The following is a 21,586-nucleotide window of genomic DNA, read 5'->3' as shown; positions in this document are numbered from 1 at the left end:
ACCTGCCAATTTCTTAATCCATATTTAAAAGATTCATCTCATTTCGGTAAACTTCAGTTCACAAACGAACAATAGTTTTGCCAGAAATAAATCTTTTAAAAATTATGAAAATCACGAAAACTCTTGGGATGATGGCGGTGGCAGTTCTTTCACTGTACAGCTGTAATGATGACAATGGGACGGCGAACCAGCCAGTCAACGAAAACATTAAATTTGCGGACCATTCAAAAGAACCTGCATTTGTGTATGCAATGCCAGGTTTCGAGAATCTTTCAATCAATACTTTGATTTCCAGTTCCGATGTACTTTCAGGAACTCCAAATTTCGTTTTTGCCGGCCAGCCCGACGGTATGGGGATTATGAAAGACCCAAATTCTGACGGTTATCTGATGATTACCAACCACGAAATTACACAGTCGGTTTCCAGAGTTTATTTGGATAAAACTTTCAAGCCCTTCAAAGGGGAATATATCCTGAACGGAATCGGCGGTATGACAAGGCTTTGTTCTGCCACTTTGGCGACACCGGAAAAACACGGCTTCAGCGCTTTCCTGACTGCCGGTGAATCTGGTGAAGAATCTATGGTGCACGCAATCAATCCATTGGCGCCAACTTCACAGGCTTCTGATAAATCCAGAGTGAAGCCGGCTTTGGGTAAAGCTTCTATGGAAAATGCAGTTCCGCTTCCTAAAGATGTTTCCAACGGAAAAACTTATATCCTGATTGGTGAAGACCAGTCTTACTCCACATCGCACCAGTCGGCAGGTCAGTTGGTGATGTATGTTTCCAACACTCCGGGTGATTTGGATAACGGTAAACTTTATGCCTTGAAAGCTAAGAGCGGAAAGATCTGGGAAACTGAAATGACTAAAGGTAACTCTTACGACGTGGAGTTTGTTGAAATTCCAAATGCGAAAAACCTTACAGGTAAAGAAATCAACCAGAAAAACATCGACAACGGTGTAATCAGATTCTCAAGAGTGGAGGACGTAGATTACAGAAAAGGTGCCGGGAACGGAAGAGAAATCTATTTCGTGGCAACTGGTGAATCTTCAGACGGTGTAAATCCTAAACAGGGACTTACCATGTGGGGAAGGCTTTACAAGCTTGTTCTGGACAAAAACAATATGCTTACCGGTAAACTTGAAGTGGTTGCAGAGGGCGATTCAGATCCAGGTAAAAACTTGATCAACCCGGATAACGTTTGTGTAACTGAAAACTATGTCTACATTCAGGAAGACGGGGATTCCTACTACAAGGCAGCCAGCCACGATTCTTACATCTGGCAGTTTAACATCGGTACAAAACAGTACAAACCGTGGTTGAACATGAAGCATAACAGAGACAATGCCGCTTGGCAAACAGCTTATAATCAGTCTGGTGCTTTAAATAAATTCGGGTCTTGGGAATTTGGTGCGATGGAAGATATTTCAGATATCATAGGCGTTCCGGGGACTTTTATGGTAAACATCCACTCGCATACCTGGAGAAATGATAAGTTTATGAACGCTGACGGTGCCGGGGTTAATACCAATAAAGAAGGCGGTCAGGTCGTGATCATCAGAAATGTACAGAGATAACACTTTCTAATTATTTAAAATTTATATCAAAAGTATCAGCGGGCAACTGCTGATGCTTTTTTGTCATTATGGAGAAAATTTTCAAGTTTAAAATTCTATGGATTTTAGGGTTCGCAATGGTATTTTTTGCCTTTCAGCAATGTTCAGGAACGAGTGAGCAGGTGGTGAGCGAAGATCTGGTCAATGTGAAACAGGAAGTCCTGAAAACCAATACCGATTTTAGGTCCAGAATCCAGAATTTAATTTCTTTAACTCAGAAAAAGGCAGATGCGCAGACGCTTCAGCACAGTTTTGATGATTTAAGGAAAACATACAAAAAAATGGAGTGGGCTGTGGAATATTTCCTGCCGCATTCCGCAAGGTTTATCAATGGCCCCGCACTTCCCGAGATTGAATTTGCTGAAAGTATTGTGCTGGAACCGGAAGGTTTGCAGGTCTTGGAAGAACTGATTTATGAATACGATCAAGCCAACACCCCGGAAATCATCCGAAACCTGAAACTTTTGTTGAGCAAATCGGGCACTATTGATTCGCAGTTCAGCAATATTACCGTCAACCGGGCACAGGTTTTTGATGCTTTAAGAAATGAAATATTCAGAATTTCGAGTTTGAGCGTTGCTGGCTTCGACACACCGGTTTCCGGAAAACATCTGACCGAAATCCCGTATGCGTTTGAAGGTGTGAAAGCTGCCCTTAAATTCCTGCCAAAATCAGAAAGTAATAAATTAAAGGAAATCGATGCGGAGATCGAAAAAGCCAACGCCATTTTAAAAGCCAACCATGATAAAAATACATTCGATTTTGCAGCTTTCATTTCCAAAAATTTGAATAAAATTTCCGCTCTGATGCTTGATTTCCGGAAAGAACAGAATATCAATAACGTTGAAGTGACAACTGCACTGAAGAGCGATGCGCCGTCTTTTTATGTTAAAAATGCTTTCGATGCCAACGCTTTTGTTCCCGGAGAAAATTTTAAAATCTCCAGCGGCAAAATCGCATTGGGGAAACAGCTCTTCAATGATCCGGTGCTTTCAAAAGATAATTCACGGAGCTGCGCCAGTTGCCACATTTCGGAAAAAGCCTTCACCGACGGTAAGGAAAAGTCCCTTTCACTGGAGCACAATCCGTTGGCGAGAAATACGCCTTCGCTGAACTATTCCGCTTTTCAGCATGGCCAGTTTTGGGACATGAGAAATTCTGATCTGGAAGGCCAGTCTTCTGAAGTTATAACCAACAGGGACGAAATGCACGGCGATCTGGACGAGATCATTCTTAAAATTAATAATAATGAAGCCTACCGAAACGTTTTCAAAAAGATTTACAAAACCGAAAAAATAGAAAAATGGCAGCTTCAGAATGTGCTGGCAAGTTATGTGAGATCTTTGGCGACTTTCAGTTCAAATTTTGATGAATTTATGCGCGGCAATCCAAATGCTTTGACGCAAAATCAAAAAGAAGGTTTCAATCTTTTTGTCGGAAAAGCCAACTGTGCAAGCTGCCATTTTATCCCACTTTTCAACGGAACGGTGCCTCCCACATTTACCAAAACCGAACAGGAAGTACTGGGAACTGCTGAGAATGCTCAGAATAAAAAACTGTCACCGGATCTTGGCAGAGGTAAATTTCATGAAACAGTAGCCTCGCTCCAGCATTCATTCAAAACCCCGACTTTGAGGAATATCAGCAAGACAGCGCCTTACATGCACAACGGCGGTTACCGCACACTGCAGGACGTGATGAATTTCTACAACAAAGGCGGCGGCAAAGGCTTGGGTTTAAAAGTGGACAACCAAACGCTCTCGGACGCACCTTTAAATCTCACTAAAACAGAAATTGAGAAAATTATCGACTTTATTAAATCACTGGACGACAGATAAATCATTAAAGATTCCCGTTTTTGCGGGAATTTTTTTTGCTGTTTAAACGCATTTTATGTCCGCACCGTTACATGATAGCAGCTTTGGATTTTTTCTTTGATGAAATAAATTTTCCCGGCATTTTCAAATTCCTTTAATACTTTTTCCAGGATTTTTTCCAGCCGTTCATTGCGTTCCAGCCGGTCATTAAACCGGACATAAGACACATCGAAAGCATTTCCATAGTTGTGCGAACTCAGTCCGGATGAGGCATTGCGGTTCACTTTACGCAGTCTGCACTGGTCTTCCAGCGTTCTCGTGAGCGAAGTGTAGGTGAGCGTACTGCCTTTCGTTTTGCTGCTGAAAGTTTTGGCAATTTCTCGGAGCGCGGTCTTGGCCTTTGGAGTGAGTACGGCTTTGCTGTATTCTAGTTTTTGAATCCGATAGCCTTTTCCGAGTTCGTTCACGGCGTTTAACTTGCCGGCTTCACGGTATTTTTTTACGGTTTTAGCGTCTTTTAAAATTTTGATATTGAATTTCTTGGAGGCGTTCAGGTGTTTCTCATACAAAGGTGTAGGCTCAACTTTCAGTACCTTGTCCAGGTCGTAGCAGTGACCCTTTTGTGCATTAAATAACAGACTTGTAAAAAATATTGTAACCGCAAAATATTTTTTCATACTTTTAATTTACGCTTTTAACGTGAGCTAGGGCGTTTTCTTGTTCAAAAACTGATTTTTTTAAACTTTTCAAAAGAGAAATGAATAAACTTTTACTGCTGCTTTTTGCCTTTTTTGCCACTTCATTGTATTCACAGTCTGAACTGAAAGTGCAGAGTGCAGGCGATCTTAACCCTATATCTAATGCAGAAGTGTATTGCAACGGCAAATTGCTGGGCACAACCAATAGCTCCGGTATTTTAAAATTTAAAAGTAAGTGTAAAAAGGTCGATGTGCAGGCCAGAGGCTACTACGAAGACGACGTGGTGGTAGATAAAGTAATGGAAATAACGCTGGAGAAAGCAGATCCCAAAACGGCAAGTATTGAAAAAATAGTTCTGAGCGACAAAAGTGATCCGCGGGCGCTGGCGATTCTGCAAAAAGTGACTGAAAATTACAAACACAATTCGCCAAATTCACTGGATTCCTATGCATTTAAATCTTATGAAAAAATTTCTTTTGATTTTGACAGCGACACGGTTTCCCAGTACTCAGATTACCTCGAGAAACGGTTGGATTCCCTAAAAGCCCTGCCAATTAAACAGCAAACTGAAAAAAAGAAAAAAGATTCCCTGGAGGAGCTGAACGTAATGAAAATGATGACTCAGAGCAAAATGTTTCTTTGGGAAAGGGCGCAGCAGTTTATGTTCTCTAAAAAATATGGAGAAAAAGTGACCGTGTTGGATAACAGAATGGCCGGGCTGAACGAACCGGTTTATGAACTGATTACGCTGCGCTCCAACAGAACAAAAATGCCCAGGGAAGTGCAGGAGGAAAACCGGAAACTCTACCGCTACTTTCTTTCAGACACGATCGAGATCGACGGGCGTAAAAACTTTGTTATCCGGTTTCGTGAAGTTTCGTATAAAAAGCCGGTCAACAGGCGCAAATTCAACGGGTATCTGTACATCGATCAGGAAACGTATGGCATAAAAAAGATTGAAAGTAACAGCCGCAAAAAGGAAGAAGGCAGCATTACCAGCATCTGGATCCCAATTGAAAACAAGTGGTTTCTGCAGAAAGAAAATATGAAACTGCGGGCCGGCAGTACAGCTTTTACTGAAGAAAAAAATCAAGGCGGGGAGAAGACGAAAAAGAAAAAATTCGGTTTTTACGTTTACCGTACCGCTGATTATTTTGAGTATAAAACCAATTTTGAGGAAAAAGCAAAAGACTTCAAAGGCTATACAATGGATGTGCAAAGTGCGGACGGAAGCCTTTTAGACAAGTACCGCACCGACTCGCTAAGTGCACGGGAAAAACTGACTTATACCAAGATTGACAGCGTGGGCGCAAAGTATAAACTGGACCAGAAAGCAAAACTCTTTTCTGGGATGACAAAGGGTTATCTTCGGGTCGGAAATGTAAATATTGCTGCCGCAGATTTGATTCAGTATAATAAATACGAAGGTTTCCGGCCGCAACTCACCGTTAAAATGAATGAGAAATTCAACAGATATATTTCTCCCGATGCATATTTTGCATATGGTTTTCGCGATAAAGCAGTTAAATACGGTTTGGGCATTGACGTAAAAATGACGCTCAAAAAACATTCTTTTTTCCGTGCTGAATATTATAATGATGTGATGGCAGGCGGGCGTTTCAATGAAAACTTATGGAACTTCCGTATGAAGTTTATGAACTCCGGTATTGACCTTCATAATGAAAACTTCTACGCCTTTGAAGGTTTTAAATTATCCTTTGAAAATGATTTGCTCAATACCCTGACATTAAGGGTTTCCGCTGCAAGAGACCATGAAGAAGCTAAATTCAATTATGATTTTAATAATCTTGGCAACGCGTTTAAAAATTTCAGTACCTTCATCACTCTAAAATATGCACCACGGTCGAAAAATATCATGACGCCTGCCGGGAAATACACTTACGAACACCATTTTCCTGAATTTTTCTTCAATTATGAAAAAGGTTTTAAGGCTTTAGGCGGCAATTTTAGTTTCGATAAATTTGATTTTCTTGCTGCGCACACGTTCAAAACCAAGCTCGGCAGTACCGGGATCCGCGCCTACTCAGGAATTTTATTTGGCGATGCACCAATCTGGCGAAATTTCCAGATGAACGGCCTGGGCAATGGTAAACCTGAGGTAAAACTTAATCTGACTTCATATCTGGGTTTTGCTACCATGGAAGCCGGAAAATACTACGGGGATAAATTTGCGGGCTTTTATTTTACCCACCGGATTCCATGGTATTTTAAAGGTTTCGGACAGAGCACTTCCAGCTTCGATTGGGTGTACCGCGGGATCATTGGCGATATGAAAAAGCCTGAACTGCATAATTTTGATTTTCAAAAATTAAATCATCTGTATCAGGAGACAGGCTTGGAATGGAATAATTTCCTCAGTACAGGCTTCAATCTTGGATTCTTTTATAGAGTTGGGCACTATAGAACCGCAAACTTCAAAGAGAATTTTGCGGTACAGTTAAAGTTAAATATCCTTGGCTTTTAGTTTTCCGAGAACGCAGGTGTGGACCTTACAAACGTGAAAAGCTCTGCTGCAGTGCTTTTTTCCTCATCTTTATAAAGGTATTTTTCAGACCAGTCGATGGCTGCCTTTATAATTGGGATCAGGTCCATGCCTTTCTCCGTGATGTTATAATGAAAAACCAGTTTGTTTCTTTTACTTCTGGTTTTCGTAAGCAAGCCTTCTGCAGTAAGCTTCTCAAGGCGGTCTGCAAGGGTGTTGGTTGCGATGCCTTCCTGCATTTGTGTCAGTTCCTTGAAGGTGGTTTTTCCGTAGAGGCCTACATCACGCAGGATGAGCAGCGTCCACTTGTCTCCAAAAGTATCAAGACTTCGGGAGAGCGGACAGATTGATCGGTAGTTTTTCATGGTTATTTGTCGTTGTGTGTATTTGATGTTAACAAATTTAAAATTATTTATGAACTGCCAAAGTATTGTTTTAAAATATCAAAAATTCACTTTTAATCGGCTGTTCATTGTAACATGTAATTCTTATCGGAAATAAGACGTTTAAATTTTTTACTTTTGACAGTATTTAATTTTCTAAAAAATGATCAGCTGGGATGACTTCACAAAAATTGATATCCGCACAGGTACAGTGATTGCTGCAGAAGAGTTTGCAGGCTTAAAAAATCCTGCTATAAAACTGGAAATCGACTTTGGGGTTCTCGGGATCCTGAAATCTTCAGCACAACTTACAAAACTTTATCAACCTGCAGATTTGGTGGGGAAGCAGATCGCAGCTGTCGTTAATTTTCCGCCGAAACAGATCAAAAATTTCTTCAGCGAATGCCTTGTCTTGGGCGTTTACGGTGAAGATGGTGCGGTAACCCTTTTGTCAGTCGATAAACCCGTTGAAAATGGGGCAAAAATAGGTTAGTGTTGTTTTATTTGATTTTGTATTTACTTCCAACTTCATCAAGCTTTTTCCAAAATCACCGCATAACCCTGTCCAACGCCAACACACATGGTGCAGAGCGCATATTTTTTACCGCTTTTCTGCAGTTCCAAAGCCGCGGAATAGGTAATTCTCGTCCCGCTCATCCCCAGCGGATGCCCAAGCGCAATCGCGCCGCCGTTCACATTCACCCGGGGATCGTCGTTTGCCAATCCGAGTTCTTTTAAAACTGCAATACTTTGAGCGGCGAAAGCTTCATTCAGTTCAATGATGTCAATTTGGTCTAAAGTGAGGTTCGCCCTTTTCAAAGCAAGTTTTGTTGCTTCAACAGGGCCTATTCCCATAATTCTTGGCTCCGTTCCGGTAACGGCAGAAGTTACGATTTTGGCTAGCGGCTTCAATCCGTATTTTTCAACGGCTTCGCCGGAGGCGATAATTACCGCAGCGGCACCGTCGTTCAGTCCGGATGCATTTCCGGCGGTTACTGTTCCGTTTTCTTTTACGAAAGCCGGTTTCAGTTTTCCCAGAATTTCCATTGAAGAATTCGGTTTGATGAATTCATCTTGGCTAACGACGATGGGTTCACCCTTTCTTTGCGGAATCATGATGTCTGAAATTTCCTCAGCCAAACGTCCGCTTTCCTGCGCTTTTTTGGCTTTCAGTTGAGAACTCAGGGCAAATTCGTCCTGTTCTTCGCGGGAAATCTGATACATTTCGGCCAAGTTTTCAGCGGTTTTTCCCATCGCTTCAGTGCCGTACATTTTCTCCATTTCCGGATTGATGAAACGCCACCCGAAAGAGGAATCGTACATTTTTTGCGCCGTATCAAAACCGTTTTCCGCTTTTGAAATCACGTACGGTCCGCGCGACATTCCTTCCACGCCGCCGGCAATAAACAAATCGCCTTCGCCGGATTTTATGGCTCTCGAAGCCTGTACAATTGCGCTCATTCCCGAAGCACAAAGCCTGTTTACGGTTTCTCCGGGAACGGTAACGGGAAGTCCTGCCAAAAGGAGCGCCATTCTTGCCACGTTGCGGTTGTCTTCTCCGGCCTGGTTGGCGCAACCAATAATTACGTCTTCAATTTGATCCAGAGGCAAGTCCGGATTTTTCGCCACTAAACTTTTTATCACCGAAGCCATTAAATCATCGGTTCTTACGGCGGCTAAACTTCCTTTAAAATTTCCGATGGCAGAGCGTGTTCCGTCGGTGATATAGGCGTTTTTCATTTTATTTTTTAGAATTTTTCAAAAATACAAATTAAAAAAGAGTTTCGAAACTGAAACTCTTTGCTGTTATTCCTTCACAAAATCAGTTAGGGGTTTGATGAAACGGTCAAAAACTTCGATGTGCGGGGTGTGCCCTACATGATCCAGTTCCACGAGTTTGGAGTTTTTAATTTTCTTTTGGGTTTCTTTTCCCAGATTTTGGTAAAGTCCCATCAGCGGCTGCAGTTCCTTCGGTGCAAAGGCTTTCCCAATCGCAGTTCTGTCGCGGGTGCCGATGATGAGAAGTGTGGGAGTAGTTATTTTTTCTAAATCATAAACGACGGGTTGCGTGTACACCATATCGGTGGTGAGCGCCGCATTCCAGGCGGTGATTGGAAAATCTTTGTGAACGGTCCAGCCGGCAAGAAGGTTCAGCCATTTATCGTATTCCGGTTTCCATTTTCCGTCATAGTAAAATTTTAACTGATAGTCTTTATAGGATCCGTAGGTGTTTTTGAGTTCCGACGCGTAAAGTTTTTCAATATTTTGATAGGGTGAAAAACGTTTGTAATCTTCAAGCCCGATGGGGTTTTCAAGAATCAGTTTCTCTACATTTTCGGGATACATCACCGCCATTCGGGATGCGAGCATTCCCCCCATGGAATGACCGAGAACCATAAATTTTTCAATTCCCAGATCATCCATAATGGCTTTGGTATTTTCCGCCAACTGATGAAAACTGAACTGGTACTGTTTCGGTTTTGAAGATTTTCCGAAACCAATCTGATCGGGCATCACCACACGGAAACCTTCCTTATTAAGGGCTTTAGCCGTCGATTCAAAATAATAGCCGTTGAAATTTTTGCCGTGAAGCAAAAGAATGGTTTTACCGTTCCAGTGCGTTGGCTTTGCATCCATATATGCCATTTTCAAATCCTGTCCCTGGTTTTTCAGTTTTTTAATGGTCACGGGAAAAGGATATTTTACGGTGGAAAGCTCGGCATCCAAAGGCTGGAGTTTGGATAAATCGGCTGAACTTTGCGCCGAACATGAAAAAATCAGCATTAGAGCGAAGAGAAGGGAAAGTGGTTTCTGGAATTGCATTTTTTGCTTTTCTCAAAAATACGAAAATAAAAAAGGTACAAAAGCTGCAGCCATTGCAAAAGGCTGCACTGCTTCAGCGGATGCGCATGATTTTAAAAAATCTAAATAACCAAACCACTTAACCACCAAACCACTAACCCACTAAACCACTAACCCACTAAACCACCAAACCACTAAACCACTTTATCAATCATACTTCTCCCACCATTTCTCATAAATCCTCACATCATCCATCCAATCCAGATTTTCACCAATTTTTGGGGTGATGATTCTTAGGTTTTCGGTGTTCATCTCGGTGATTTTTCTTAAAGGTTCGTCCCAAGGATGAACGGCGAGAGAAAATTTGCTGCTGTGCACGGGAATCATTCTTTTGGCATTCAGTTCCTTCATCGCCTTGATATTTTCGCCCGGAAGGAAATGGATGTAGCGCCAGTCTTTGTTGTACTGCCCGTTTTCGAGAATGGCCAGATCAAAACTACCGTATTTTTCACCTGTTTTTTTGAAATGCGTATCGTAGCCACTGTCGCCTCCGATATAGATTCTTTGGTTGGGCGTTTCAAACACAAAACTTGCCCAAATGGCCTGGTCACGCTTAAACCCACGTCCCGAAAAATGCCGCGCCGGTTCGGCAGTTACTTTAAAACCGTTGCCCAGGTCAGAACTTTCGGACCAGTCGAGTTCAATCAGGTTTTCCGGATTGCAGCCCCAATATTCAAGATGTTCGCCGGTACCGAGTCCGGTAATAATTTTCTTGGTTTTCGGAAATAATTTCAGAACGGTTTCATAATCCAGATGGTCCCAATGGTCGTGGGTGATGATGAGGTAATCGAGTTCGGGAATATCTTCCGGTTTATAAAGATCGCTTCCTGGGAACGCGTTTGTCGTAAAGGAAAAAGGTGAAGCATAACCGCTTAAAACCGGGTCAACCAGCAATTTTTTACCGTCAATCTGCATAAAATAAGACGAATGCCCCATCCACACAAAGACATTCTGGTTTGGTAACAGATTTTTCAGGTCGGTTTTCTCAAAATGAAAAGCCTTTTTTGGGGTCTTACGATCGGCTTTCCCAAACAGAAAACGGAACATCACTTCCGGCATCGACGTGTCTTCCGCCAGTTGCGGCGTGGGATTCAGGTTGTCGAAGCGTCCGTTTTTATAATGCGGGGATTTCAGGATGCGTTCCAGCCGTGCACCGGAGGGAGCTTTTCCGAATTTTTTCTGGTTAAGAATGAAATAAGTTGCAGCTGCCAAAGCCGCGATTGTTATAAGCAGGTAAATCATTGTTTTCTTAAGGATTTTCATAGTTTTTTGAAAGCAGGTTGCAAATTTAAACCAAATATTTGTCAGGTTATTTGCTTTTTAAACTAAATTTTGCTTAATTTTAAAGTAGGATAAATGTCTAACTAAAACTATAAAGTTATGCACGATAATGTAGTCGTTAAACAGAGAGTTAACGCACCTGTAGAGAAGGTTTGGAGCGCGATTACGGACACAGCGCAAATGAAAGAGTGGTATTTTGACATTCCAGATTTTAAGGCGGAACCTCACACCGAATTTGCCTTTTGGGGCGGCTCCGAAGATCAGCAGTACCACCACCACGGCGAAGTTCTGGAGGTAATCCCACACCAAAAACTGAAACATACCTGGACGTATCCGGAGATTTCAAAAGAAAAAACTTTGGTAAGGTGGGAGCTCGAATCTGATGGCGACGGTACAGTGGTTACCTTAACCCATAAAGGCATCGAAAATTTCAACCATCTGGGTCAGGACTTTCAGCACAGCAGTTTCGAGGAAGGCTGGAAGGACATTGTTGGCAGATCTCTGAAAGAGTACGTGGAGAAGTAATTTTTACGGAATATTTTAATTGAGAGAACGTGCTTTGCGGCGCGTTCTTTTTTTAATTAATTTTAAACAAACTCTAAGTAATATAACATGACAAAGTTTAATCACCTCCGTCCAATATTGTGGACACAGGATTTGGAGGAAACCATAAAATTCTATACTGAAGTTTTAGGCTTTAATCTTGATGAAAAATCTGCCGACTACGGCTGGGTTTCACTTTCTAAAGACGACGTCGCAATTATGGCCGCAAAGCCGGACGGGCACGCTCTGCACTCAAAAATATTCTTTTCAGGCTCATTTTATTTTAATGTCGATAATGTAGATGAACTTTGGGAAAAAGTAAAAGAGCAGGCCAAAATTTGCTACGAGCCCGAAAATTTTGAGTGGGAGATGCGGGAATTTGCAGTTTATGACAACAACGGCTACATCCTGCAGTTCGGAGAAAATTTATGATAAACAGCTGCTAGACTTTAAAATCCGAAAAAACCTTAAATTTGGAAAAATTTAAAATTAAATGAAAAGAAATTTCATCATAGGAATATTTGCGCTTTCACTTTTTGTGGCTTGTAACAAGGACAAGGAAATCCTTAACACGCTGAACGACTACAACCTGGAAATGGAAAGCAAAGGCTACCATTTTGGCGATGCGATCGCGCTCCCAAAAGAAGTTACAGAAAATGCGGAAAGCATCACCATCAGTTTTGGCGAAAAAGAAACCAATAACCTTGTTGTTGACCCGAAATTTTTTACTTTGGGTGATAATGCGGTTACCTTCAATATAAAAAAGAAGGGCGGAGAGGTACTGCAGCAGGACGCAACCATCAATGTTTTTGCAAAAAATCCTGAAGCAAAACTGAATTATACCGTGGTAAAGGAATATCCACACGCCACGCCGAATTTTGTTCAGGGATTTCAGCTTGACGGAAATACGGTCTATGAAAGCGAAGGCCAGTATGGTGCTTCTAAACTTTGGAAATATACGCTGGGCGGAACTGCGCCAATAGCCTCTACGCCGCAGCCTGAAAAATATTTTGCGGAAGGGATGACGATTGCCGGCGACAAAATCTATCAGCTGACCTGGAAAGAAAAGACGATGTTCGTGTACAATAAATCGGATCTGAAGCTGATCAGGGAATATCCTTATCCAAACGTGATGGGCGAGGGTTGGGGACTTACTTACGACGGTAAACATCTTATCGCTTCCGACGGTACAAAGAATCTGTACTTCCTGGATCTGAATGATCCGTCAAAAATGGTGAAATATATTTCTGTAGCGGGAAATACCCAGGCTTACGATCAGCTTAACGAGCTGGAATTTCACAACGGATTTGTTTACGCCAACGTGTGGCAGAAACCTGTTATACTAAAAATAAATCCGGCAAACGGCGAAGTGGTGGGAACGTTTGATTTTACGGAAATTGCCAAAAAACACACCACGAACAACGATGATGTTTTGAACGGAATTGCTTTTAAAGGGGAGAATATGCTGGTTACGGGCAAGAACTGGCCTGTGATATATGAGGTGGCAGTGAAGTAATTTGAAAATCTTCAGATTGGTATTGAAAGTTTTCAGATTAATAGGTCTCTTTCTGCTCTGCACGCTTTCCGCGCAGAAAAAACTTCCTTTTGACTCCTTGAATCTTAGAGAAGTTAAAGATTTTTTTGCCGACGATTACGGAAATTTTTACCTCTACAAAAACAGGGATTTCAGCTTTACCAAATACGATTCACTTGGCCGACAGCACGGCCAGATGATGCTCGCAGTGCCTTTTAAAATACAGAATGTGCAGAATCCGCTGAACATCGTCCTCTTTTCCGAGAATACTCAGGAAATGAAATTCATCGACCAAAACCTCAATGAAGTCCAGAAAATTGATTTGCGGAAATTCGGTTTCATCAAGATGGCATTTGCGGAAGATCTGCAGCAGATCTGGGTTTTGGATGAAAGCGCGAAACGCTTGGTGCAGTACAACTTTCGCGAGGATAAAATCATTAAATCTCTTTCAATGAATTTCAGTTTTGATGAAGTGCGGGATATGCTGGTTTATGAAGATAAAGTGTATCTGATTTTTAAAAATGAAATTCAGGTCTATAACTTTAATTCCGAAAAAAAACTTTCACTGCCGATAGAAAACCCGCTGAAACTTCGCCGGGAAAATGACCGCATCGTCATCATATCAAAAAATAAAATTTCCCTTTTGACCGAAACTTCCCTCACGGCGCTTTTCCTGGCGCCTTCTGCAGAAATTGTGGATAAAAACTCCGACGCATATTTTGAACTCACTGCAGGGAAACTTTATCTTTACCGGCTTCAAGAAGACTTGAAACTTTAAACCTTGAACCTGAAACAAATTTATTAAATGCACATTGCGATTACCGGAAATATAGGCGCCGGAAAAACCACTTTAACCACGATGCTGGCCAAACACTACGGCTGGGAAGCCCAGTTTGAGGATGTAGACCACAACCCTTACCTCGAAGATTTTTATGCGGACATGAGCAAATGGAGTTTTGCGCTGCAGATTTACTTTTTGGGAAGCCGTTTCCGCCAGGTGAAAGAGATTCGCGAAAGTGGAAAAAATATCGTTCAGGACCGCACAATCTACGAGGATGCCCATATTTTTGCTGAGAATTTGTATGATATGAACCTTCTGACGGAGCGCGATTTCAACAATTATTCATCGTTATTTAATCTGATGAAATCTTTCGTGTCTGCGCCGGATCTTTTAATTTACCTGAAATCTGACGTTCCGAATCTTGTGAAGAAAATTTACAAGCGCGGCAGGGAATATGAGGCCTCAATTTCCATTGAATACCTCTCGAAACTTAATCAGAAATATGAAAAATGGATAGAGGGTTACAGGGAAGGAAAACTTTTAGTAATCGAGGTTGACGACCTGGATTTTGTGGAAAGGCCAGAGGATTTTGGGTATATTTTAGAAAGAATCGAGGCGGAACTGCACGGTTTATTCTAATTTAAAAAATTCACATGGTTTAAAACCCGGTTGGGGCACCCGTTTCGAAATAAACTTTAAAATGATAAAACTTTTACACAATAATACCTGCTCAAAATCAAGAGATGTATTCAATTATTTAAATGAAAATAATATCGAATATGAGTTGATTGATATGGTCAATGAGCCGCTTTCTGCTGTTGAAATCAAGACTGTTTTACATAAACTCGGAATTGGTATTCGGGACCTGGTACGCACCAATGAAAAAGTTTTTGTTGAAAACTATGAAGGCAAGGATTTGTCGGATGATGAATTATTGCATCTTCTGGAAAAACACCCTGAATTAATCCAGCGCCCGATAGTGGTAAAAGGTTCGAAGGCCGTTATTGGCAGGCCACTTGAAAAAGTGAAAGAATTTGTAGAAATATAAAAAAAATCAGGACAAAATCCTGATTTTTTTATTCTTAAAGCATGATAACGCCTTCGATTTCCGCAACTTTCTTATAAAGGTCTATAACCTGGTCGGCATCCATCACAAAGGCCAAAATACTCGCCGAAATATAATTGCCGTTCTTGCTTTCCCGGGTTGAAATTGTGTATTTGATCTTGTCAAAAATCTGGTAAAGTTCTGTAAGCTTCAGATTATCATTCGGGAAAATAAATTTATAGAGATAATCTTCCGGAAAGTTGTGGTTTTCCTCAAGTTTGGCTTTCAGTGAAATGTAAAATTCTTCAGGATTACTGTTGTCGGCGTCTTCTAGCAGGTGCTCGTTCATAATATGTATTTTTTAAAATTGAAAAAAGTTTCCGGCATTTGCGGAAACTCTTCAAAGATAACGCTTTTCTGATTTATTTCTTTTGCAGCGCGTCCAACAGCTGCATTTGGTTTTGTTTTTCGTAATCTTCAATGAAGTGAAAAGACCGTTCACCATCTGTTCGGAGGCGAGTTTACTGAGGTTTGTACTTCCGGTATTGGTTTGGTTGCCAAAAATTCCACCGAGAATACTGTTGCCGTCCAGCGCCATATTAATGCTTCTCACGATTCCGAATTCGTTCAGTTTTTCATCAACTTTCGGCTGGATCGCGAGCATGATCTGGTGCGCCGTTTTTTCTTTGAGTAATTGAGTCGCCGCACCGGAGCCGCCGTTCGCAACGCGGTTGACGTCTTCAGCAGTCAGGCTGTTAACGGCATTTTTAAGGATGGGTTCCGAAATATTCACAGTATAGGCCGCAGCTTGTGCGATATAGTCTTTTCCTTTTGTAGTAAGACTGGGAGCGATTTTATCCAGTACGTTGTACACGCCTCTCAAATTCTCTGGCAATGCTTTCAGCACAAGGTCGTTCTGTAAAAAAGCATTTTTATTTCCGAAAATTCCAAGTCCTTTGGAAATACCGCCCAATAAAATCTGTTTTAGAATCGAAAGACCAATGCTTGATGTAGCCAGTGCCAAACAAGACTGTGTTGTTGTTCCTAAAGCAGCTACTGCCAATGTTGAAACCAAGACTGTTTTTATTTTCATTTTTACTGATTGTAAATTGAAATTAATGATGGGTTTTCAAATATTAAGCCAAGTTTAGGTTTAGGGTTTAAATACAGTATAGAAGTGCAAAAATCATAAAAAAGTTTAAAAAATATCAAAATATGTTAAATTTAATTTCTAATTTTGAGATAATATACAACAGTTCAATTTACATTTGATATCTGAAAATTCAAAAATTAACTATATGAAAAATAGTACTTTAAGATTTTCCTGTATGATTGCCGCATTTTACTTTGGCGGCAGTGCGCAGGCTCAGCAAACTGTTTCCGACAGTGTGCGCGAGAAAAAAATAGAGGAGGTGGTAGTAATCGGTTACGGTACTGCCAAAAAGCGCGACCTTGCAGGGTCCATTGTAAAGGTTGACGGTAGTGTTGTGGCGGATAAGCCAGCTTCGAACCCGGTAAACTCCCTTCAGGGTAAGGTTGCGGGTGTTTCTGTTGTAAACTCCGGACAGCCGGGTTCTCAGGCTGACGTGAGGATCAGAGGCACCGTAACCATTAATCAGACTCAACCGCAATATGTTGTCGACGGTGTTTTTGTAAATAATATCGATTTCGTGAATCCAAATGATATTGAGTCGATGGAAATCCTTAAGGATCCTTCTTCGTTGGCAATTTTTGGTAGCAGGGGAGCTAACGGAGCTATTATCATCACTACTAAAAGAGGAAAAGCAGGTAGAACAAATGTTAATTTCTATTCATCTATCGGTGTAAAATCTTTGGATAACAAACCGGAGATCACGAACGGTGACCAGTTCCGAATTCTTTACAATGAGGATCTGGCCAACCGCGGCTTCCCTGCTTATAATCGCTTTGACCTTTTCAATGCGAATACCAACTGGATGGATTTGATTGAGAAAAAAAATGCAATCGTTACAAATCATGGTATCGCTGTATCAAACGGAAACGATAAAAACAGGGTAAGTTTTTCCTTTGGTTATCAGCAAGAGCAGGGATCGATTAAGTATGAAGATTATTCAAGGATGACGCTTAAATTTAATGATGACCTAAAAATTACGGACAAAATAAGGGCTGGTGTTGGCTTCACTGGGTCATTCTCCAAGCTTCCGCAATTGCATGGTTTTGGAAATGCATTAAATGCAACTCCGGTAGTGGATCCAGTGAATCTAACTCATGTGATGAGTCCGGATGGAAAAATGGATTATTATGGGCTTTATAACCTTCTTCCGCAGGAATTGGGTGCTGCTCAAATTTCAAATCCATTGGCGCTGCTGGAGATGGAGAAAAATACTTTAAAGTCTAAGGAATTCCAGTTTAACCCGAATGTTTATTTTGAGTTTGATTTTCTAAAAGATTTTACCTTTAAATCTAGCTTCTACGGACAGTTTAGGCAGTCAAACGGAAGAAGCTATTCACCAATAGGTTTAATGTTTGTGCCTGAAACGCAGACTGTAACGCCATTCAGAAACAGAACGCTTTCAGATATAAGCCAGTGGGAAAACCGCACGCAATCTTTCCAGCAGGATCATTTGCTGACCTACAGGAAAAAGTTTGGACAACATGACTTAACTGCAATGGCTGGTTTCACCAGTATATATGATGATTATTATGGTTTGAGTGCCTACGGAAGATCAAGTTTGTCCAATCCACTAGGGCAGATTCCTAACAATCCGAGGTTCTGGTATATAAGTTCAGATTTTGTTGACAAAGCATCCACGACGGTTTCCAGTGGCCAGACTAAAGCAACACAAACAGCCTATCTGGGTAGAGTATTATATAACTTTGCGAACAAATACATCTTGAATGCTTCAATTCGTGAGGATTCTTCATCACGTTTAGCGCCTAATAACCGGAGCCAGATGTTCTGGTCACTTGGTGCTGCTTGGGATATTACCCGTGAAGCATTTATGCAGGATGTTAAAAATTTAGATTTATTTAAACTTAAGGCTTCAATCGGTACACTCGGAAATCAGTTTGTTCCGGGGAACTACTTATTTTACCCTACATATCAGGAAGGTGGCACAGGAGTTTTCAACAACAACCTCTACCCGGCATTCGTAAAAGCATTTGAAGAAAACGAAAACCTGAAATGGGAAGAAATAAAATCCTACGAAATCGCATTGGAATCCATGTGGTTCAACCGCAGGTTATCTTTTGATGCAGCGTATTACGACAAGCAGACGAGCGATCTACTTACTTATGTCCAGGGCACCACAAATTTCTTTACAAATGCAGGATCTATCGAGTCAAACGGTTTTGAGTTTTCTGCAGGCTGGAAAGATAATATTTCGGATAATTTCGGTTATTTCATTAATGCCAATCTTACAACTACCAAAACAAAAGTTCTCTCTGTTTACGAAGATGGTTACACCATTTATTCAGGGCCGGCAATTTTCAGGGCTGGGCTTCCTGTAGGTTCATTCTACGGTTATGTTGTTGATGGCATTTATCAAACCAATGCTGATATTATAATGTCGCCTTCATCTGGAATTGGAACTGTTGCGCCCGGTGATTTTAAATATAGAGATATGAATGGAGACGGACAGATTACCGCTGATGACCGTACTGTAATCGGTAATCCAACACCGGATTTCACTTATGGATTTACACTAGGTGCTGATTATAAAAGGATTTCTTTTTCCGCAGATTTCTACGGAGTTTACGGTAATGAAGTTTTCAGGTCTTGGGGCAATGGTAATGGCTTTGCACCATATAACTACCGCGTAGAAAGAATGGACAGATGGACTGGTGAAGGAACTTCCAATTGGGAACCACGAAGTTATTCAGCTTCCGGCTATAACCGCGAACCTTCTACCTACATGATTGAAGACGGCAGCTTCTTCCGTGTTAGAAACGTTCAGGTAGGATATAATTTTGATAAAGATCTGATTTCAAATATCAGTCTTCAAGCTTTAAAACTATATCTTAATGTGCAGAATCTTAAAACCTGGGACCACGTAAATGGTTTTACACCGGAAGCCGGTGGATCTGCATTACAGTTTGGTGTAAACGGCAGCGGTTATCCAAACCCTAGAATCGTAACATTTGGTATTAATGCAACTTTCTAAACTAAACAAAATGAAAAAGAATATATTTAAAAAAATCTTATATACAGGATTAATTTCAGCGGGTGTCCTGGCATTTCACGCTTGTAGTGAAGATTACCTCGACTTGAAACCGGAAGGAAGGCCTACGACCGGCGAAGTTGCAATAGGTGGCTTCGAAGCGCAGGCATTTGGACTTTATAGCAGTTTGCGATCTACTGGCGGTGTGAGTGATTTCGATTATGTTTGGACACATATTATCCGTGCTGATGATAGCGAGAAAGGTAGTTTGCCTACCGATGCTGCTACTAACGGAAATGTTTTTGATAAATTCCAGTATTCCGCTACCAACGGAACTATCGGTTCAGCATGGAATTCTCATTATAAAATAATTTTCGACTGCAACGAGCTTATCAATGATGCGGAAGCTTCGGGCGATAAGACTTCAGGAACTTTAACCAATATTGCTGAGGCCAAGGCGATCCGTGCGTTTTGCTACTTTGAATTAAGAAGAGATTTTGGTGAAGTGCCGGTTATTTTAAAGTCAATTGATGATCCAAAAGATGAAATAGCGCCTAAAAATACAGTAGCCGAAGTAGATGCTCAAATCGAGAAAGACCTTACTGATGCCGCGGCACAGCTGCCAAATCAATGGCCTTCAGTATATTTAGGAAGGGCTACAAAAGGTCTGGCAAACACGCTGTTGGGTAAATTATATCTTTATCAAAAACAATGGGCAAAAGCACAAACTAAGCTGACCGAAGTGATTTCCTCAGGCAACTACCAGCTGAGCTCCTCTTACGATTTTGAGTTTACTCAGGCAGGAAATAATTCCAAAGAATCTATTTTGGAGGTACAGGTGACTTATGATTATGCTACCAAGTATTACAACAACTTCTGGGAAAGCCAGGGAGTGCGTGGTTCCGGAATTTGGGACTTAGGCTGGGGTTTTAACGTTCCGTCTGTTGAACTGGTAAATGCTTATGAGCCTAACGATTTAAGGAAAAAGACAACCATTTTAGTTTCCGGAAAACCCGATATTTATAATACGCCAAACTTGGTACTTCCCGACGGGCCAAACGATCCGAAACCTGTACTCGCGCAGCAATATTGGAACGGAAAGGCTTACACAAAACCCGAAGAACGTGCTAAATATAACACGACCAAAAACTGGTGGGAAAGTATTAAACTCATTCGTTATGCTGATGTAATTCTCATGGCTGCAGAAGCTGCAAACGAATTAGGAAACACTGCGACAGCAGCTACTTACGTTAATATGATTAGAAACCGTGCTGGTTTGCCAAATACAACAGCGCTTAATCAGATTGATATGAGGAATGCCATAAAACATGAGCGCCGTATCGAATTCGCGCTTGAGTTTGAAAGATTTTACGATTTGGTCAGATGGGGTGATGCAGTTACAGTTCTTGCCAATAAAGGTTATCAGGACAGAAACAAATATTTCCCTATTCCTCAGAGCGCGATTGATAAATCCCAAGGTGTATTAAAACAGAATCCAGACTATTAAAATTTAAAAAAATGATAAAGAAGTTTTCAACTATAATTGGGGTATTGGCAATTGCTTTTTCTTTGCAAAACTGTCAAAACCTCGACAGGCCGGAATTGGGCGATTACCCAAAAGATAATGCCAATCTGCCGGAAGGAAATCTCCGGTTCTTCATTCCATTCGACAAGCAGCATGAGCAACTTCGTTTTCAGTTTGCTGAGGAGCTTTCAGGTTATCCTTCTTATATGCCGGACAAAACGATAAGCTCAACCGAAGGAATTAGCAGTAAAGGTTATAAAGGAAGCATTTCCGCACATCTCAATTATCTTAATCCTAATGATTTTGTGAAGAAAGCCCAGAGTTTCTCCGTTTCTTACTGGATGAAACATGCTCCGACCACTACGAATGCGGAATTTATTTTCAGCATACCGTCGAACAACGGGCACTGGACTAAAGGAACATTGATGTTAATGAAGGAAAGTACTGCAAACGGAATCGCTGTGAAATTTATTATTGTAGATAAAGATAACAAAGACACGTGGCTTACGTGGGAAGGTGCTAATTCCGTAGCTCCTGTTGGTTTTTTCGATAATCAGTGGCACCACTGTGTTTTTGTTTATGACGCTGCAACTTCGGCGCTAACCTTTTATAAGGATGGGGTGAAAGTTGGAACAGAGAAAAAATGGGGAACACATGGCGCAGTGAATATGGATCCAACCAAAGTAACCGGATTTAAATTGGGTGGTCCTTCGGGTGCAGATTCATGGATGAAATCTTGGAACGGAAGTCTGGATCAGTTTAGGCTGTACGCTTCTGCACTCTCTAGTGCTGAAATACAGGACTTATACAATGGTAAAAAATAATTGCTAAGTTTTATTATGGGGAGTTTAACCG

20 protein-coding genes are annotated in these 21,586 nt (G+C 41.2%); 13 read left to right on the top strand and 7 right to left on the bottom strand.

The genetic code is table 11. From position 1 onward, the window contains the following. Positions 1-104: 104 nt before the first annotated feature. Together CKV81_RS03890 and CKV81_RS03885 are read left to right on the top strand one after the other, a co-directional pair. Entirely contained in the window at positions 105-1,580 is a 1,476-nt protein-coding gene (locus CKV81_RS03890; RefSeq protein WP_095070578.1) for a hypothetical protein, read from the top strand. Between the two features lie 68 nt (positions 1,581-1,648). Next, entirely contained in the window at positions 1,649-3,457 is a 1,809-nt protein-coding gene (locus tag CKV81_RS03885; RefSeq protein WP_095070576.1) for a cytochrome-c peroxidase, read from the top strand. A 53-nt stretch (positions 3,458-3,510) separates the two neighbouring features. On the opposite strand, the gene CKV81_RS03880 is transcribed toward CKV81_RS03885, so the two are convergent. Further along, positions 3,511-4,113, bottom strand: a complete 603-nt coding sequence (locus tag CKV81_RS03880; protein WP_095070574.1) for a DUF5715 family protein — start codon at positions 4,111-4,113, stop codon at positions 3,511-3,513. Between the two features lie 80 nt (positions 4,114-4,193). Between CKV81_RS03880 and CKV81_RS03875 the strand changes: the two genes are divergently transcribed. Continuing rightward, positions 4,194-6,620 (top strand): DUF5686 family protein, encoded by a 2,427-nt coding sequence (locus CKV81_RS03875; RefSeq protein ID WP_095070572.1) that lies wholly within the window; start codon positions 4,194-4,196, stop codon positions 6,618-6,620. Here the strand turns inward: CKV81_RS03875 and CKV81_RS03870 are convergent. Continuing rightward, positions 6,617-7,003, bottom strand: a complete 387-nt coding sequence (locus tag CKV81_RS03870; RefSeq protein WP_095070570.1) for a winged helix-turn-helix transcriptional regulator — start codon at positions 7,001-7,003, stop codon at positions 6,617-6,619. The genes CKV81_RS03875 and CKV81_RS03870 overlap by 4 nt on opposite strands. Positions 7,004-7,184: 181 nt before the next feature. Between CKV81_RS03870 and CKV81_RS03865 the strand changes: the two genes are divergently transcribed. Further along, positions 7,185-7,514: a tRNA-binding protein gene (locus CKV81_RS03865; protein ID WP_095070568.1), complete on the top strand. Its 330-nt coding sequence runs from the start codon at positions 7,185-7,187 to the stop codon at positions 7,512-7,514. 38 nt (positions 7,515-7,552) lie between these two features. Here the strand turns inward: CKV81_RS03865 and CKV81_RS03860 are convergent, their stop codons facing one another. From CKV81_RS03860 to CKV81_RS03850, 3 genes are all read right to left on the bottom strand, one after another. After that, complete coding sequence (locus CKV81_RS03860; RefSeq protein ID WP_095070566.1) at positions 7,553-8,761, bottom strand: 3-oxoadipyl-CoA thiolase; 1,209 nt, start codon at positions 8,759-8,761, stop codon at positions 7,553-7,555. A 66-nt stretch (positions 8,762-8,827) separates the two neighbouring features. Next, on the bottom strand, positions 8,828-9,844 hold the full coding sequence (locus CKV81_RS03855) for an alpha/beta fold hydrolase (RefSeq protein WP_095070564.1): 1,017 nt from the start codon (positions 9,842-9,844) through the stop codon (positions 8,828-8,830). Between the two features lie 186 nt (positions 9,845-10,030). Then, a complete protein-coding gene (locus CKV81_RS03850; RefSeq protein WP_095070562.1) occupies positions 10,031-11,146 on the bottom strand; it encodes an MBL fold metallo-hydrolase in 1,116 nt (371 codons plus the stop codon). 117 nt (positions 11,147-11,263) lie between these two features. On the opposite strand from CKV81_RS03850, the gene CKV81_RS03845 reads away from it, so the two are divergent. The 6 genes from CKV81_RS03845 (at position 11,264) to CKV81_RS03820 (ending at position 15,070) form a co-directional block, all read left to right on the top strand. Then, complete coding sequence (locus CKV81_RS03845; RefSeq protein WP_095070559.1) at positions 11,264-11,689, top strand: SRPBCC family protein; 426 nt, start codon at positions 11,264-11,266, stop codon at positions 11,687-11,689. Positions 11,690-11,776: 87 nt separating this feature from the next. Next, positions 11,777-12,139, top strand: coding sequence for a VOC family protein (locus CKV81_RS03840; protein WP_095070557.1), 363 nt, complete (start codon positions 11,777-11,779; stop codon positions 12,137-12,139). Positions 12,140-12,200: 61 nt separating this feature from the next. After that, positions 12,201-13,223, top strand: a complete 1,023-nt coding sequence (locus CKV81_RS03835; RefSeq protein WP_095070554.1) for a glutaminyl-peptide cyclotransferase — start codon at positions 12,201-12,203, stop codon at positions 13,221-13,223. A gap of 22 nt (positions 13,224-13,245) precedes the next feature. Further along, a complete protein-coding gene (locus tag CKV81_RS03830; protein ID WP_095070552.1) occupies positions 13,246-14,019 on the top strand; it encodes a hypothetical protein in 774 nt (257 codons plus the stop codon). Between the two features lie 27 nt (positions 14,020-14,046). Then, complete coding sequence (locus CKV81_RS03825; protein ID WP_095070550.1) at positions 14,047-14,661, top strand: deoxynucleoside kinase; 615 nt, start codon at positions 14,047-14,049, stop codon at positions 14,659-14,661. 61 nt (positions 14,662-14,722) lie between these two features. Beyond that, positions 14,723-15,070, top strand: coding sequence for an arsenate reductase family protein (locus tag CKV81_RS03820; RefSeq protein ID WP_095070548.1), 348 nt, complete (start codon positions 14,723-14,725; stop codon positions 15,068-15,070). A gap of 34 nt (positions 15,071-15,104) precedes the next feature. Here CKV81_RS03820 and CKV81_RS03815 read toward each other — a convergent pair whose 3' ends face one another. Both CKV81_RS03815 and CKV81_RS03810 read right to left on the bottom strand, forming a co-directional pair. Then, on the bottom strand, positions 15,105-15,416 hold the full coding sequence (locus CKV81_RS03815) for a DUF493 family protein (RefSeq protein WP_095070546.1): 312 nt from the start codon (positions 15,414-15,416) through the stop codon (positions 15,105-15,107). 51 nt (positions 15,417-15,467) lie between these two features. Then, positions 15,468-16,160 (bottom strand): DUF4197 domain-containing protein, encoded by a 693-nt coding sequence (locus CKV81_RS03810; RefSeq protein WP_258454517.1) that lies wholly within the window; start codon positions 16,158-16,160, stop codon positions 15,468-15,470. 205 nt (positions 16,161-16,365) lie between these two features. Here CKV81_RS03810 and CKV81_RS03805 point away from each other — a divergent pair, with 205 nt between their 5' ends. Genes CKV81_RS03805 through CKV81_RS03795 form a run of 3 tightly spaced genes read left to right on the top strand, consistent with a single transcriptional unit; the run spans position 16,366 to position 21,555 of the window. Then, positions 16,366-19,209: a SusC/RagA family TonB-linked outer membrane protein gene (locus CKV81_RS03805; RefSeq protein ID WP_095070544.1), complete on the top strand. Its 2,844-nt coding sequence runs from the start codon at positions 16,366-16,368 to the stop codon at positions 19,207-19,209. Positions 19,210-19,219: 10 nt separating this feature from the next. After that, a complete protein-coding gene (locus CKV81_RS03800; RefSeq protein ID WP_095074215.1) occupies positions 19,220-20,713 on the top strand; it encodes a RagB/SusD family nutrient uptake outer membrane protein in 1,494 nt (497 codons plus the stop codon). 11 nt (positions 20,714-20,724) lie between these two features. Continuing rightward, positions 20,725-21,555: a LamG domain-containing protein gene (locus CKV81_RS03795; RefSeq protein ID WP_095070542.1), complete on the top strand. Its 831-nt coding sequence runs from the start codon at positions 20,725-20,727 to the stop codon at positions 21,553-21,555. Positions 21,556-21,586 lie beyond the last annotated feature (31 nt).

Source organism: Chryseobacterium taklimakanense (assembly GCF_900187185.1).
GTDB lineage: Bacteria > Bacteroidota > Bacteroidia > Flavobacteriales > Weeksellaceae > Planobacterium > Planobacterium taklimakanense.
This window is presented reverse-complemented; position numbering and strand designations above follow the sequence as displayed.

Coding starts and splice junctions, on each gene's coding strand:
- CKV81_RS03890 (WP_095070578.1), top strand. CDS start 105: ATGAAAATCACGAAAACTCTTGGGATGATGGCGGTGGCAGTTCTTTCA.
- CKV81_RS03885 (WP_095070576.1), top strand. CDS start 1,649: ATGGAGAAAATTTTCAAGTTTAAAATTCTATGGATTTTAGGGTTCGCA.
- CKV81_RS03880 (WP_095070574.1), bottom strand. CDS start 4,113: ATGAAAAAATATTTTGCGGTTACAATATTTTTTACAAGTCTGTTATTT.
- CKV81_RS03875 (WP_095070572.1), top strand. CDS start 4,194: ATGAATAAACTTTTACTGCTGCTTTTTGCCTTTTTTGCCACTTCATTG.
- CKV81_RS03870 (WP_095070570.1), bottom strand. CDS start 7,003: ATGAAAAACTACCGATCAATCTGTCCGCTCTCCCGAAGTCTTGATACT.
- CKV81_RS03865 (WP_095070568.1), top strand. CDS start 7,185: ATGATCAGCTGGGATGACTTCACAAAAATTGATATCCGCACAGGTACA.
- CKV81_RS03860 (WP_095070566.1), bottom strand. CDS start 8,761: ATGAAAAACGCCTATATCACCGACGGAACACGCTCTGCCATCGGAAAT.
- CKV81_RS03855 (WP_095070564.1), bottom strand. CDS start 9,844: ATGCAATTCCAGAAACCACTTTCCCTTCTCTTCGCTCTAATGCTGATT.
- CKV81_RS03850 (WP_095070562.1), bottom strand. CDS start 11,146: ATGAAAATCCTTAAGAAAACAATGATTTACCTGCTTATAACAATCGCG.
- CKV81_RS03845 (WP_095070559.1), top strand. CDS start 11,264: ATGCACGATAATGTAGTCGTTAAACAGAGAGTTAACGCACCTGTAGAG.
- CKV81_RS03840 (WP_095070557.1), top strand. CDS start 11,777: ATGACAAAGTTTAATCACCTCCGTCCAATATTGTGGACACAGGATTTG.
- CKV81_RS03835 (WP_095070554.1), top strand. CDS start 12,201: ATGAAAAGAAATTTCATCATAGGAATATTTGCGCTTTCACTTTTTGTG.
- CKV81_RS03825 (WP_095070550.1), top strand. CDS start 14,047: ATGCACATTGCGATTACCGGAAATATAGGCGCCGGAAAAACCACTTTA.
- CKV81_RS03820 (WP_095070548.1), top strand. CDS start 14,723: ATGATAAAACTTTTACACAATAATACCTGCTCAAAATCAAGAGATGTA.
- CKV81_RS03815 (WP_095070546.1), bottom strand. CDS start 15,416: ATGAACGAGCACCTGCTAGAAGACGCCGACAACAGTAATCCTGAAGAA.
- CKV81_RS03810 (WP_258454517.1), bottom strand. CDS start 16,160: ATGAAAATAAAAACAGTCTTGGTTTCAACATTGGCAGTAGCTGCTTTA.
- CKV81_RS03805 (WP_095070544.1), top strand. CDS start 16,366: ATGAAAAATAGTACTTTAAGATTTTCCTGTATGATTGCCGCATTTTAC.
- CKV81_RS03800 (WP_095074215.1), top strand. CDS start 19,220: ATGAAAAAGAATATATTTAAAAAAATCTTATATACAGGATTAATTTCA.
- CKV81_RS03795 (WP_095070542.1), top strand. CDS start 20,725: ATGATAAAGAAGTTTTCAACTATAATTGGGGTATTGGCAATTGCTTTT.